This is a genomic window from Pseudomonas sp. (assembly GCF_032058845.1).
Classification (GTDB): domain Bacteria; phylum Pseudomonadota; class Gammaproteobacteria; order Pseudomonadales; family Pseudomonadaceae; genus Aquipseudomonas.
Window position 1 is genome coordinate 1 of sequence record NZ_DAMCCR010000102.1, and the last position, 15,101, is coordinate 15,101.

The 15,101-nt window shown below is 62.9% G+C and carries 7 protein-coding genes; 4 read left to right on the forward strand and 3 right to left on the reverse strand.

Going from position 1 to position 15,101, the window contains the following annotated elements:
• Nucleotides 1-91: 91 nt before the first annotated feature.
• The 3 genes from RT028_RS16755 to RT028_RS16765 form a co-directional block, all read right to left on the reverse strand.
• A complete protein-coding gene (locus RT028_RS16755) occupies nucleotides 92-2,971 on the reverse strand; it encodes a ribonucleoside-diphosphate reductase subunit alpha (protein WP_312936235.1) in 2,880 nt (959 codons plus the stop codon).
• Between the two features lie 618 nt (nucleotides 2,972-3,589).
• The gene (locus RT028_RS16760) at nucleotides 3,590-4,291 is read right to left on the reverse strand and encodes a 4'-phosphopantetheinyl transferase superfamily protein (protein ID WP_312936236.1); all 702 of its coding nucleotides are present in this window, start codon (nucleotides 4,289-4,291) and stop codon (nucleotides 3,590-3,592) included.
• Between the two features lie 115 nt (nucleotides 4,292-4,406).
• On the reverse strand, nucleotides 4,407-4,877 hold the full coding sequence (locus RT028_RS16765; protein ID WP_312936237.1) for a MaoC family dehydratase: 471 nt from the start codon (nucleotides 4,875-4,877) through the stop codon (nucleotides 4,407-4,409).
• Between the two features lie 349 nt (nucleotides 4,878-5,226).
• Here RT028_RS16765 and fadD2 point away from each other — a divergent pair, with 349 nt between their 5' ends.
• From fadD2 to RT028_RS16785, 4 genes are all read left to right on the forward strand, one after another.
• Nucleotides 5,227-6,915 (forward strand): long-chain-fatty-acid--CoA ligase FadD2, encoded by a 1,689-nt coding sequence (gene fadD2 / locus RT028_RS16770; protein ID WP_312936238.1) that lies wholly within the window; start codon nucleotides 5,227-5,229, stop codon nucleotides 6,913-6,915.
• A gap of 281 nt (nucleotides 6,916-7,196) precedes the next feature.
• The gene (fadD1, locus tag RT028_RS16775; RefSeq protein ID WP_312936239.1) at nucleotides 7,197-8,894 is read left to right on the forward strand and encodes a long-chain-fatty-acid--CoA ligase FadD1; all 1,698 of its coding nucleotides are present in this window, start codon (nucleotides 7,197-7,199) and stop codon (nucleotides 8,892-8,894) included.
• Between the two features lie 211 nt (nucleotides 8,895-9,105).
• Nucleotides 9,106-13,011 carry an ATP-dependent RNA helicase HrpA gene (hrpA, locus tag RT028_RS16780; protein WP_312936240.1) on the forward strand — a complete coding sequence of 1,302 codons (3,906 nt, stop codon included), beginning with the start codon at nucleotides 9,106-9,108 and terminating at the stop codon, nucleotides 13,009-13,011.
• Between the two features lie 288 nt (nucleotides 13,012-13,299).
• The gene (locus tag RT028_RS16785) at nucleotides 13,300-14,421 is read left to right on the forward strand and encodes a beta-ketoacyl-ACP synthase III (protein ID WP_312936241.1); all 1,122 of its coding nucleotides are present in this window, start codon (nucleotides 13,300-13,302) and stop codon (nucleotides 14,419-14,421) included.
• Nucleotides 14,422-15,101: the final 680 nt, after the last annotated feature.

Below are 15,101 nucleotides of genomic sequence, written 5' to 3' on the forward strand. Positions count from 1 at the left end.
GCGAAACGCGGCTGCAGCGGTCAGGGCTGCTGCGCAGCCCATCGCGGCTGAAGCCGCTCCCACAGGGATCGCGCTGGCTGCGCGGCGTCTCTTACTGGCAGGCTTCGCAATCCGGCTCGTCGATGGCGCACGCCTTCGGCACGGGCGCGGGGCCGGCTGCCTGGGCTGGGGCGCTGTCGCCGCCGCTGGACACGGCGTTGAGCTTGCCGGTGTTGATGGTCGACTTCTCGGTGCTGGTTGCAGCCAGGGCACGGAGGTAGTAGGTGGTCTTCAGGCCGCGGTACCAGGCCATGCGGTAGGTCACGTCGAGCTTCTTGCCCGAGGCGCCAGCGATGTACAGGTTCAGCGATTGCGCCTGGTCGATCCATTTCTGGCGACGGCTGGCCGCATCGACGATCCACTTGGTATCGACTTCGAACGCGGTGGCGTACAGGTCTTTGAGCTCTTGTGGAATACGCTCGATCTGCTGCACCGAACCATCGTAGTACTTCAGGTCGTTGATCATCACCGCGTCCCACAGGCCGCGTGCCTTCAGGTCACGGACCAGGTACGGGTTGATCACGGTGAACTCGCCCGACAGGTTCGATTTCACGTACAGGTTCTGGTAGGTCGGCTCGATGGACTGCGACACGCCGGTGATGTTGGCGATGGTCGCGGTCGGCGCGATGGCCATGATGTTCGAGTTGCGAATCCCTTTCTGCACGCGGGCACGGACCGGTGCCCAGTCCAGCGATTCTTCCAGGTTGACGTCGATGTACTTGGCGCCGCGTGCCTCGATCAGGATCTGTTGCGAATCCAGCGGCAGGATGCCTTTGGACCACAGCGAACCCTGGAACGTCTCGTAGGCGCCGCGCTCGTCGGCCAGGTCACAGGAGGCCTGGATGGCGAAGTAGCTGACCGCTTCCATCGACTTGTCGGCGAACTCGACGGCAGCGTCGGAGCCGTAGGCGATGTGCTGCAGGTACAGCGCGTCCTGGAAGCCCATGATGCCGAGGCCTACCGGGCGGTGCTTGAAGTTCGAGTTGCGCGCTTGCGGCACCGAGTAGTAGTTGATGTCGATCACGTTATCGAGCATGCGCACGGCAGTGTTCACGGTGCGTTGCAGCTTGGCGGTGTCGAGCTTGCCGTCGATGATGTGGTTCGGCAGGTTGATCGAGCCCAGGTTGCAGACCGCGATCTCGTCCTTGTTGGTGTTCAAGGTGATCTCGGTGCACAGGTTGGAGCTGTGCACAACGCCCACGTGCTGCTGCGGCGAGCGCAGGTTGCACGGGTCTTTGAAGGTCAACCATGGGTGACCGGTCTCGAACAGCATCGACAGCATCTTGCGCCACAGGTCTTTGGCCTGGATGGTCTTGAACACCTTGATCTTGTTGTACTCGGTCAGGGCTTCGTAATACTCGTAACGCTCTTCGAAGGCCTTGCCGGTCAGGTCGTGCAGGTCAGGCACTTCGTTGGGCGAGAACAGGGTCCACTGGCCGTCATCGAAGACGCGCTTCATGAACAGGTCAGGAATCCAGTTGGCGGTGTTCATGTCGTGGGTACGACGGCGATCGTCACCGGTGTTCTTGCGCAGCTCGATGAACTCTTCGATGTCCAGGTGCCAGGTTTCCAGGTAGGCGCAGACCGCGCCCTTGCGCTTGCCGCCCTGGTTGACCGCAACGGCGGTGTCGTTCACCACTTTCAGGAACGGCACGACGCCTTGGGATTTGCCGTTGGTGCCCTTGATGTAGGAGCCCAGCGCGCGCACCGGGGTCCAGTCGTTGCCCAGGCCACCGGCGAATTTCGACAGCATGGCGTTGTCGTGGATCGCGTGGTAGATGCCCGACAGGTCGTCCGGCACGGTGGTCAGGTAGCAGCTCGACAGCTGCGGGCGCAGGGTGCCGGCGTTGAACAGGGTAGGCGTCGAGGCCATGTAGTCGAAGGACGACAGCAAGTTGTAGAACTCGATGGCGCGGGCTTCTTTGTCCTGCTCTTCCAGCGCCAGGCCCATGGCCACACGCATGAAGAACACCTGCGGCAGCTCGAAACGCACGCCATCCTTGTGGATGAAGTAGCGGTCGTAGAGGGTCTGCAGGCCGAGGTAGGTGAACTGCTGGTCACGCTCGTGATCGATGGCCTGGCCCAGGCGCTCCAGGTCGAAGTCTTTCAGGGCCGGGTTGAGCAGCTCGAATTCCACGCCTTTGGCCACGTAGGCCGGCAGGGCCTTGGCGTACAGCTGGGCCATTTCGTGGTGAGTGGCGCTGTCGGCTACGTCGAGGAAGCCCAGGCCTTCAGCCCGCAGGGTGTCCATGAGCAGGCGGGCGGTGACGAACGAGTAGTTCGGCTCGCGCTCGACCAGGGTACGGGCGGTCATCACCAGCGCGGTGTTGACGTCCTTGAGGGCCACGCCGTCGTACAGGTTCTTCAGGGTTTCACGCTGGATCAGCTCGCCGTCGACTTCGGCCAGGCCTTCGCAGGCTTCGCTGATGATGGTGTTCAGGCGAGCCATGTCCAACGGCGCTTTGCTGCCGTCGGCCAGGCTGATGCGGATAGTCGGGTGCGCTTCGACCACGGTGTCTGCGGTGGCGCGGGTGGCACGCTCCTTGGCGCGCTGGTCACGGTAGATGACGTAGTCGCGGGCGACTTTCTGCTCACCGGCACGCATCAGGGCCAGTTCGACCTGGTCCTGGATTTCTTCGATGTGGATGGTGCCGCCCGACGGCATCCGACGCTTGAAGGTGGCCGTGACCTGCTCGGTCAGGCGCGCGACGGTGTCGTGGATGCGCGACGAGGCGGCAGCGGTGCCGCCTTCAACTGCGAGGAACGCCTTGGTGATGGCAACGGTGATCTTGTCATCGGTGTAGGCGACGACGGTGCCGTTACGCTTGATCACGCGCAGTTGGCCAGGCGCAGTGGCAGCCAGATCCTGATTGGAATCGGCGCCGTGTGGCTGCGTGGTCTGCGGGTTCTCGCGAGTTGTGTCGGTTTGCATCGGTGGGTGTCTCCACAGTTTCTATAGTGTTCGGGCGCATTAAAGGCGCCCACCGTTTCTGTCCACGTTCTCGTGCCACCCATAAGGCAATGCGACGCGCGCATTGACCCGTCCGGGCGTGCCGACTTCGGGACAGACTCAGGAATTAGGGGCAAACAACTGCCGCTCCCTGGCCGAAGTCAAAGGTTGCGGACAGGTCCGTAACCCGTTGCCGTCTGGTGCCAGACGCTGTCGTGGCACCTATGACCGGTCAGTGCCCTGGCGGGCTGCTTCGGTCACCTCTGCAGGAGCGGTTTGTCTACTGAAACCACTTGAAGTTCCGACAGAAAAATCATTTGAAATTCTGTCTGCACTTGTGTTTGTGATTTACCGCGAAACCCAACATGTAGTGGTTCGCGTGAATTGCGATACAAGATAATGCGGTCTTGGGGGGTTTGCAAGGCAAGGTCTGTGGATAACCTTGTGGGTATTTTGTGCGTGAAATATCGGTCTTCGCTGTAGGCCTTGTCCCAAGCAGCTTTCGGCGTTTTTAGGGGTCATGGTGCCGCAGAGAAGAAATTTTACAGTTGCTTTTCAGCACGTAAATTGCTTGAGACCGCCTGTCATGTTGGACGCCGTTCAAACACTGACCAGGGTTAGCAGATGACCGTCCGTCAGGCAGAACTGCCCCTCTATTTCCACACCGCAGTGCCAGCGCTCCGACAGATCTGTCAGCAAGCGCAAACACGCGAATCCGTCCGCCGACCACGCCAGCACTTCAGCGTGCTCGAAGTAGAAACGCTGCTTGGTGATCGGGTAGAGGGTTTTGAACAGGCTTTCCTTGAGCGAAAAGGTCAAGGTGACCGTCAGGCCGAATTGTTGCCGATCCAGGCGTTGCAGTTCGGCAGGGGTGAGGATTTCGCTGGCCAGGCGTTCGGCGCGCTCATCGTCGAGCAGGCTCTCCTGGTCCAGACCGATGCCTTGGCAAGCGCCCTCGGCAGCCACCACGGCAGCGGCCCAACCCTTGCCGTGGGTGATTGACCCATGGACACCGGGCGGCCAGGCCGGGGAGCGATCGGCTTGAGTGCTCGGGACGTAGAGGCGGCCATCAAGGCGCTGCAAGGCCGCGCGAGCGCAGCTGCGACCGGCGAGGTATTCCGCCTGGCGTTTGGCCACCGAGCGTTGCAGTGCGTCGGTCTGCTCGATGCCAGCGCGTTGAAAATCGTCGGCAGCGAGCCGTGCAGGGTCGAATGCGCAACTGGCCAGCACCGCGCCGGGGAGGGGGCGGGGCAATGGCCAGTGGTAGCGGATCGGGTCGCAGCAGAGGGGGAGCGTTGTCATGCCGGCGATTGTGACATAGCCGTCTGGGCCGGCTCCAGATTTGCGTCGGCTGCATCGAAGGCGTCGGCAGCAACCCTCCGCCGATCACTTGGCAGCTCAGGGTCGACCGCGCGGCTCAGCCCGCGACGAAGTTCGGCGGCGACACCAGCTCGACGGTCTGCTGCTTGCGCGGGGCGAGGATTTCGGCCTCCCCCTCGACCACCAGTTCATCGTTCTGGTTATAGACGTTGGTGGCGATGCGCACCTTGAACTTGGGCAGCTTTTCGAGGATTTCCAGGCGTACGGTGAGGGTGTCGCCGATTTTCACCGGTTTCTGGAAACTCATCTTCTGGCCCAGGTAGATGGTGCCGGGGCCCGGCAGTGTGCAGGCCACGGCGGCGCTGATCAGGGCCCCGCTGAACATGCCGTGGGCGATACGCTCGCGGAACATGCTCTTGGCGGCGAACTCGGCGTCCAGGTGCACAGGATTGTGGTCGCCGGACATGGCGGCGAACAGCTGAATGTCACGTTCTTCGACGGATTTCTCGTAGCGGGCGGTCTGGCCGACTTCAAGGGCTTCGTAGGGCGTGTTGCTGACCTGGGTCATCAGGGTTCCTTAACGGGGCGGTCAAAAAAGGTGGATCACTCGTTGCGCGCGGGTCGACCGAGGGCCAGCGCGTGCTCCAGCCCATCGAGTATATCGGCGGTTGCCGCTTCGCGATTGATTTCGTTGAGCATGCTGGTTCCTGACAAGAGGACGTCAAGCAATGTGTCTGCGCTTGGGACGGATACGCTGCCCGGGGGAAATACGATTCACGATGTTAATGGCCGCCGCCCGCAGGGGAGGGAGGTGCTAACGTCGATGGCATGCCGGTTTCCTTCCCGGAACCGGGTGTCGTGAGGGTCATGCCCTCGTCCCACCGACCGCACAGCGCCAGGCAAAGGAACAATAATAAATGCACGCTGACTTCTGGAATGACAAGCGTCCGGCAGGAGTACCCGCCACGCTCGACCTCGACGCATACGCCTCCGTGGTCGAGGTTTTCGAGCGCTCCTGCAAGCGTTTCGCTGATCGCCCCGCCTACAGCAACCTGGGCGTGACCTTGAGTTACGCCGACCTCGAGCAGCACAGCGCGGCCTTCGCCGCCTGGCTGCAGCAGCACACCACACTCAAGCCGGGCGACCGCATCGCGGTGCAGATGCCCAATGTCCTGCAATATCCCATTGCCGTGTTCGGCGCGCTGCGTGCCGGGCTGGTGGTGGTCAATACCAATCCGCTATACACCGCGCGCGAGATGCGCCACCAGTTCCGTGATGCAGGCGTGCGGGCACTGGTCTACCTGAACCTGTTCGGCGATCGGGTGCAGGAGGTGCATCAGGACGCCGGCCTCGAGTACCTGATCGAAGCCAGGCTGGGTGATCTGCTGCCCACGGCCAAGGGTTGGCTGATCAACCTGCTGGTGGACAAGGTGAAGAAGAAAGTTCCCGTCTATCATCTGCCCCAGGCCGTTGCCTTCAAGCAAGCGCTGCGCGAGGGGCGTCGCGCCACGCACACGACGGTGCCGCAAACCCGTGACGACATCGCCGTGCTGCAGTACACCGGCGGCACCACCGGCCCGGCCAAAGGCGCCATGCTTACCCACGGCAACCTGATCGCCAATATGCTGCAGGTACTGGCCTGTTTCGCCCAGCACGGGCCCGATGGCCAGCCGATGATCAAGGAAGGGCGCGAGGTCATGATCGCGCCGCTGCCGCTTTATCACATCTATGCTTTCACCGCGAATTGCATGTGCATCATGGTCACGGGCAACCACAACGTGCTGATCAGCAACCCGCGCGACATTCCGGCGTTTATCAAGGAGCTGGGCAAGTGGCGGTTCTCCGCGTTGCTGGGCCTGAACACGCTGTTCGTGGCGTTGATGGACCACCCCGGCTTCCGGTCGCTGGATTTCTCGGCGCTGAAGGTCACCAACTCGGGCGGCACGGCGCTGGTCAAGGCCACGGCCGAACGCTGGGAAAGCCTCACCGGCTGTCGCATCGTCGAAGGTTACGGCCTGACCGAAACGTCCCCGGTGGCCAGCACCAACCCCTATGGCCAGATGGCGCGCCTGGGCACCGTCGGCATGCCGGTGGTCGGTACGGCGTTCAAGGTGATCGACGACGAAGGTCACGAGCAGCCGCTGGGCTCGCCAGGTGAGCTGTGCATCCAGGGGCCACAGGTGATGAAGGGCTACTGGCAGCAACCCCAGGCCACGGCCGACACCCTCGATGCCGACGGTTGGCTGAAGACCGGCGACATCGCCGTGATCGATCCGGACGGCTTCACCCGCATCGTCGATCGCAAGAAAGACATGATCATCGTCTCGGGCTTCAACGTGTACCCCAACGAGGTGGAGGAGGTGGTCATGGGGCATCCGCACGTCGTCAACTGCGCGGCCATCGGCGTGGCCGACGAGCGTGCGGGCGAGGCGGTCAAACTGTTCGTGGTGGCCCGTGAGGGTGGGCTGGATGTGGAAGACCTCAAGGCCTACTGCAAAACCCACCTCACCGCCTACAAGGTGCCTCGGCAGATCGTGGTGCGCGAGAGCCTGCCGATGACTCCGGTGGGCAAGATCCTGCGGCGCGAGCTCCGCGATCTGGCGTGAAGCCAGGATCGTGCAGGGCTCCGAGTCAGCACCAACGGCACTGGCTCGGGGCTCACAGCGCTATCCCGACCAGCGCGCTGCACCGTGTAGGGTTGTGACCAAAAAACGCATATGAGTCCTTTTTATGACCGATTGACCCTTGCCGGCATGTGGTCGGCCTTTTGCAAAGCTGGTACTCTCGGCGCGCTTTCGATGATCGGATTGCAGTCAACCGTCATCATTTCCCAATAATAAGCGCATGAACGCGTGAGACTTCGCTGTAGCAAAAGGAGTGGGGCTCCATGATCGAACATTTTTGGAAGGACAAGTATCCGGCCGGTATCGCGGCCGAAATCGATCCTGACGAATTTCCCAACATCCAGACGGTCCTCAAGCAGTCCTGCCAGCGCTTTGCCGACAAACCCGCGTTCAGCAACCTCGGCAAGACCCTGACCTACGGCGAGCTCTATGCCTTGTCTGGCGATTTCGCCGCCTGGCTGCAGCAGCACACCGACCTGCAACCCGGCGACCGTATCGCCGTGCAACTGCCCAATGTCCTGCAATACCCCGTTGCCGTGTTCGGCGCGTTGCGCGCCGGCCTGATCGTGGTCAATACCAACCCGCTGTACACCGCGCGGGAAATGGAGCATCAGTTCAAGGACTCCGGCGCCAAAGCCTTGGTGTGCCTGGCGAACATGGCGCACCTGGCGGAAAAAGTGGTGCCCAAAACGGACGTCAAGCACGTCATCGTCACCGAAGTGGCCGACCTCCTGCCGCCGATCAAGCGCCTGCTGATCAACAGCGTCATCAAGTACGTGAAGAAGATGGTTCCGGCCTATCACTTGCCCCAGGCCGTGCGCTTCAACGATGCCCTGGCCAAAGGGCGTGGCCAGACCGTGGCAGATGCCAACCCGGCGTCCAACGACGTGGCCGTGCTGCAATACACCGGTGGCACCACGGGGGTGGCCAAGGGCGCGATGCTCACCCACCGCAATCTGGTTGCCAACATGCTGCAATGCCGCGCCTTGATGGGGGCCAACCTCAAGGAAGGCTGCGAGATCTTGATCACGCCGCTGCCGCTGTACCACATCTATGCGTTCACCTTCCATTGCATGGCCATGATGCTGATCGGCAACCACAACGTGCTGATCAGCAACCCGCGCGACCTGCCGGCCATGGTCAAGGAACTGCGCAAGTGGAAATTCAGCGGCTTCGTGGGGCTGAACACGCTGTTCGTGGCCCTGTGCAACAGTGAAGCGTTCCGTGCCCTGGACTTCTCGGCACTGAAGATCACCCTCTCGGGCGGCATGGCCTTGCAATTGAGTGTCGCCGAGCGCTGGAAGGCCGTCACCGGCTGCGCCATCTGCGAAGGCTACGGCATGACTGAAACCAGCCCGGTGGCGGCGGTCAACCCGGCAGAGAACAATCAGGTGGGCACCATCGGCATTCCAGTGCCTTCCACCTTGTGCAGGATCATCGATGACAGCGGCGCCGAGCTGCCGTTGGGCGAGGTCGGTGAGCTGTGCGTCAAAGGCCCGCAGGTGATGAAGGGCTACTGGCAGCGCGATGAGGCGACTGCGGAGATTCTCGACAGCGAGGGTTGGCTGAAAACCGGTGACATCGCTTTGATCCAGCCCGACGGCTACATGCGCATCGTCGACCGCAAGAAAGACATGATCCTGGTGTCCGGCTTCAACGTGTACCCCAACGAGCTCGAAGACGTCATGGCCGGCTTGCCAGGCGTGGTGCAGTGCGCCGCGATCGGCATTCCGGACGAGAAGTCGGGTGAGGTGATCAAGGTGTTCCTGGTGCTCAAGCCCGGCATGACCCTCACCAAGGAGCAGGTGATGGAACACATGCGCGCCAACCTCACCGGCTACAAGGTGCCGCGACATATCGAGTTCCGCGATTCGCTGCCGACCACCAATGTGGGCAAGATCCTGCGCCGCGAGCTGCGCGATGAAGAGCTGAAGAAACTGGGCGTGAAGAAAAGCGCCTGATCGCTCCACGTGTTGGCTGACTCACTCGCGAAGCAGGTTTGAACACCTCCGCGGGTGGGTCGCCGCGCGGCACTTACCGCACCTGCCTCCCTCGCCCACACCTGCCGTTGCAACCCCCCGCTGTGCCGAACAGGCATAAATCTGCGACAATCGCGCGCTTATGAATGCCGATCATGCCCCAGCAGGCCAGACCTGCCGCCTCCCGAGACCCATGACAGATCACGCCATCGACCAACTGCTGAACAACCTCGACCACGCCATGATTGCCGACCGCCACCGCTTGCGTCGGCAGTTGCACGACCTGCGCAAACGCCCGGATGAAGCACGCCTGGCGCAGTGGGTGGAGAAGGTCCAGGCCTCCTGTGCCCAGGTCGTCGCCCGCGAGCAGAGCGTGCCTGTCATTCGCTATGACGACAGCCTGCCCATCGCTGCCAAGCGCGAGGACATCAAGAAGGCGCTGGCCGAGCACCAGGTGCTGGTGATTGCCGGTGAAACCGGTTCCGGCAAGACCACCCAGCTACCGAAGATCTGCCTGGAACTGGGGCGCGGCCGGCATGGCCAGATCGCCCACACCCAGCCACGGCGAATCGCGGCGCGCAGCGTGGCCGCGCGGGTTGCCGAAGAGGTGGGCACGCCCTTGGGCGGGCTGGTGGGCTATCAGGTGCGCTTCGAAGACCAGAGCGACGCCAATACCCTGGTCAAGCTGATGACCGACGGCATCCTGCTGGCCGAAACCCAGCATGACCGCCTGCTCGAGCGCTACGACACGATCATCGTCGACGAAGCCCACGAGCGCAGCCTGAACATCGACTTCCTGCTCGGCTACCTGAAGACGCTGTTGCACCGGCGCCCCGAGCTGAAGCTGATCATCACGTCGGCCACCATCGACCTGGAGCGCTTTTCCAAGCACTTCGACGACGCACCGATCATCGAGGTATCCGGGCGGACCTTCCCGGTGGACACCTGGTATCGGCCACTGACCCGCGAGCAGGACGAAGAGGGCAATGCGCTGGACGACGATCTGACCGTCGACCAGGCCATCCTCGCGGCGCTGGACGAAATCGCCGCGCATGAGCGTGGCCAGCGCAAGGGCCCGGGCGATGTACTTGTGTTCCTGCCCGGCGAGCGGGAAATCCGTGACGCCGCCGAGATGCTGCGCAAGGCGCAGCTGCGCCACACCGAGATTCTGCCGCTGTATGCACGTTTGTCGCCGGCCGAGCAGCAGCGGATTTTCCAGTCGCACCCGGGGCGGCGCGTGGTGCTGGCCACCAACGTGGCGGAAACCTCACTGACGGTGCCCGGCATTCGCTATGTGATCGACTGCGGCACTGCGCGCATCAGCCGCTACAGTTACCGCGCCAAGGTGCAGCGCCTGCCGATCGAGGCCGTGTCGCAAGCCAGCGCCAACCAGCGTAAAGGCCGTTGTGGCCGGGTCGAACCGGGTATCTGCATTCGCCTCTACAGCGAAGAGGATTTCAACGGCCGGCCGGCATTCACCGATCCTGAGATTCTGCGCACCAACCTTGCGGCGGTGATCCTGCAGATGCTGCACCTGCGCCTGGGCAAGATCGACGCTTTCCCGTTCATCGAGCCGCCCGACGGCAAGGCCATCACCGATGGTTTCAACCTGTTGCAAGAGCTGTCAGCGGTCAACCGCGAGAACCAGCTCACGCCACTGGGCCGCCAGCTCGCGCGCTTGCCGATCGACCCGCGCCTGGGACGTATGCTGCTCGAGGGCGCACGCCAGGGCAGCCTGCAGGAAGTGTTGATCGTGGCCAGTGCGTTATCGGTGCAGGACCCGCGCGAACGTCCCCCCGAGCGTCAGCAAGCGGCTGATCAGGCGCACGCACAATGGAAGGACGCTGATTCGGACTTCGCCGCGCTGGTCAACCTGTGGCGCGGCTTCGAAGAACAGCGCCAGGCGCTGACGTCCAGCCCGCTGCGCGCCTGGTGCCGCAAGCAGTTCCTCAACTACCTGCGCCTGCGCGAGTGGCGCGATTCGCATCGCCAGCTGGCACTGATCTGCCGCGAACTGCAACTGACGGTGAACAAGGACCCGGCCGATTTTCCGCGCATGCACAAGGCGATTCTCAGCGGCCTGCTCAGCCAGATCGGGCAAAAGGCCGAAGAGGGCGATTACCAGGGCGCACGCCAGCGGCGCTTCTGGGTGCACCCATCGTCCGGGATCGGTCGCAAGCGCCCGCAGTGGATCATGGCCGCCGAGCTGGTCGAGACCACCAAGCTGTACGCGCGCATGGTGGCGAAGATCGAGCCGGACTGGATCGAGCCCCTGGCCGGGCACCTGATCAAGAAGAACCACTTTGAGCCGCACTGGGAGAAAAAGCGCGGGCAGGTGGTGGCGTTCGAGCAGATCACCCTGTACGGGCTGATCGTGGTAGGGCGCCGGCCGGTGCATTTCGGGCCGATCGACCCTGTGGTCTCGCGCGAGCTGTTCATTCGTGAAGGCTTGGTGGGCGGCGAGATCCAGTCCCGGGCCAAGTGCCTGACGGCGAACAAACGCTTGCTCGAACAGCTCGACGAGCTCGAAGCCAAGGCCCGCCGTCGCGACATTCTCGCCGATGAGGAAACCCTGTACGGCTTCTACGAAGCGCGCCTGCCGGCTGAGATTCACCAGACCGCCACCTTCGACGCCTGGTACCGCATGACCAGCCAGCAGCAGCCTGATCTGCTGATCATGCGCGAGGAGGATGTGCTGGCCCGCGAAGCCAGCGAAGTCACCGCCGCGCAATACCCCGACAACCTCAAGCTGGGTGACTTGCGCCTGCCGCTGACCTATCACTTCGAGCCGAATCATCCCCGCGACGGCGTGACCGTGCGGGTTCCGGCGCCGCTGCTGCCGAGCCTGCCGGGCGATCGTCTGGAATGGCTGGTGCCCGGCCTGCTGGAAGCCAAGTGCGTGGCCTTGGTGCGTAACTTGCCCAAAGCGCTGCGCAAGAACTTCGTGCCGGTGCCGGATTTCGTCAAGGCCGCTTTGACGCGGCTGAGTTTCGCCGAGGGCGCCTTGCCCCAGACGTTGGGACAGGAGCTGTTGCGCATGACCGGGGCGCGGGTTTCGGATGAAGCCTGGGCCGAGTCCGTGGCGCTGGTCGAAAGCCACTTGCGGATGAACATCGAGGTCGTCGACGGTCAGGGCAAGTTCCTTGGCGAAGGTCGTGACCTGGCCGCGCTGACGGCCCGTTTTGCCGCAGCCAGCCAGGCGGCGCTGGCCCTGCCGCGCACCGACAAGGCCGAGCAGCCGGTACAGGCCAAGGCCTTCGCCCAGGTGGCGCAGACCACCCAGCAGAAGATCGCGGGGCTTTCACTGACCGTGTATCCGGCGTTGGTCGAGGACAACGGTACCGTGCGCGAAGGCCGTTTCTCGACCCAGGCCGAGGCGCAGTTCCAGCATCGGCGTGCCTTGCAACGTCTGTTGTTGCAGCAATTGGCAGAGCCCGCCAAGTTCTTGCGTGGCAAATTGCCGGGGCTGACCGAGCTGGGGCTGTTGTACCGCGAGCTGGGGCGGCTGGATGCGCTGGTGGAGGATATCCTTCTGGCCAGCCTCGACAGCTGCATTCTGGAAGGGGAGGCCGAGCTGCCGCGCGAGGGCGCCGCACTGGCCTCACTGGCCGAGCGCAAGCGCGGCGGCTGGGCCGAGCACGCCGAGCGCCTGGCCCGTCAGACCCTGGACGTGCTCAAGCTGTGGCACGGGCTGCAGAAGCGCTTCAAGGGAAAAATCGACCTGAGTCAGGCGGTCTCGCTCAATGACATCCGCCAGCAATTGGGCAACCTGGTCTATCCAGGCTTCGTCCGCGAAACGCCTGGGGCGTGGTTCAAGGAACTGCCGCGCTACCTCAAGGCCATCGAGCTGCGTCTGGAGAAACTCGGCGCCCAGGTGCAGAAGGATCGGGTGTGGAGCGGTGAATTGAGCAACCTGTGGGCACAGTACAAGGTTCGCGCCGACAAGCACGCTCAAGAAGGCAAGCGCGATGAGCAACTGGTCCAGTACCGCTGGTGGCTGGAAGAATACCGAGTGTCGTTGTTTGCTCAGCAGCTGGGCACCAAAGTGCCGATTTCCGAAAAGCGCCTGGGCAAGCAGTGGACCCAGGTCGAAGGTTGATCCCGGCAATTTATGGCAGACTGACCGCAGTTTTCGCTTGAACGGATACTCCTGGCTTCATCGTGTGGCTGTTCACTGAATCGATCGGCGCTGTGCTGCAGTGGCTGGCGGTTGACCCAAGCGCCAGGCCTGCAATCCAGGCCCACACAGCGCACCGTCGGTTCAGGTGCATGGCCTCATGATCGTACGGGGGTGTCACGGCTTACAGTTGGCACCACCGTGCCAGCATCCTGGTGTGTTTCGCGTCGGCCCTACGTCGGGTGCCGGCCATAGATCAGAGGAACGACCGTGCATAACGTCGTAATCAGCGGCACCGGCCTGTACACCCCGGCCCAGAGCATTTCCAACGAAGAACTGGTGAACGCCTTCAATGCCTGGGTGCAGCAGGCCAATCGCGAGCAGGCCGGGGCCATCGAGCGCGGTGAGGTCGAGCCGCTGGGTGAGTCCAACGCAGCCTTCATCGAGAAGGCCTCAGGCATCAAGAGCCGGTACGTCATGGACAAGGCCGGGATTCTCGATCCGCAGCGCATGAAGCCCAACCTGCCCGAGCGCAGCAACGACGAGCCCTCGGTGCTCTGCCAGATGGCCGTGGCCGCCGCTCGGCAAGCACTGGAACGCGCCGGGCGCACCGCCGCCGATGTCGATGGGGTGATCGTCGCCTGCTCCAACCTGCAAAGGCCGTATCCGGCCATCGCCATTGAAGTCCAGGACGCGCTGGGCGTTCAGGGTTTTGCCTTCGACATGAACGTGGCCTGTTCGTCGGCCACCTTCGGTATCCAGACCGCCGCCAACAGCGTGCAGCTGGGCCAGGCCCGTGCGGTGCTGGTGGTCAACCCGGAAGTGTGCACCGGCCACCTCAATTTCCGTGACCGCGACAGCCATTTCATCTTTGGTGACGCTGCCACGGCAGTGTTGATCGAGCGTCAGGACCAAGCCACCTCGGCGCATCAGTTCGATATCGTCAGCACCCGTCTGCTGACCCAGTTCTCCAACAACATCCGTAACAACTTCGGCTTCCTCAACCGCGCCGACGAAAGCCACGCCGCCGATGCCGACAAGCTGTTCGTGCAGGAAGGGCGCAAGGTGTTCCGCGAAGTCTGCCCGATGGTCGCCGAGCTGATCGCCCAGCACCTGAGCGACAACGGCATGCAGCCAAGCGATGTGCAGCGCTTCTGGCTGCACCAGGCCAACCTCAGCATGAACCACCTGATCGTCAAGAAGCTGCTGGGCCGTGAGGTGAGTGAAACCGAAGCACCGGTGATCCTCGACCGCTACGCCAACACCAGTTCGGCGGGCTCTGTGATCGCCTTCCACCTGTACCAGGACGACCTGCAGCCGGGCACGCTGGGTGTGCTCAGTTCGTTCGGCGCCGGCTATTCGATTGGTAGCGTGTTGCTGCGCAAGCGTTGAGCACATGGGCGGGTGGATGAGCGCGCTTCGGCTCAGGGAGGGGGCCGGTTTTTGCCAGCTGATCCGTGTCGCCTGTGCTGGGCCAGCTGCGCCGGCCATCGCGACTGATCGGAGCGCCGGACCGGCCGCTTCCTACAGAGCGAGCTGGAGTTGCAGCAATTTGCCTCGAGCCGCCCACCGTAGCAGCGAGCTTGCTCGCGAAAAACGCCCAGGCACCGCGATACGTCAGGCGTTCGCGTCATCGTTGACGTCCATCGCGAGCAAGCTCGCTCCAGGATTGCGGTGGCCTGAGGGCATTTGTTGTGGAGGAACAAGCCATTGACCTGTGGGAGCGGCTTCAGCCGCGATGGCCGGCGCAGCCGGCCTGACTCAGGCCGCGCGTATCGACAGGCAGAGGACAATTGCAGCCATTGGGTCGGCTGCGCCGTCCATCGCGACTAAAGTCGCTCCTACACGGACCGCGTTGCCTTGCGCGATGCGGTATTGATGAGAGACCGCAATGCTGCCGACATGGACCTGCCTGACCCCTTGTCAGCCTTTCGTGAAAGACAGTTGGCTCCGACCTAGACCACATCTATCTGTAAAATCGGCGAGACCATTACCCAAAGCGCCCAGCGTGTGCCTTTGCCTTTGCCTTTGCCTTTGCCTTTGCCTTTGCCTTTGCCTTTGCCTTTGCCTTT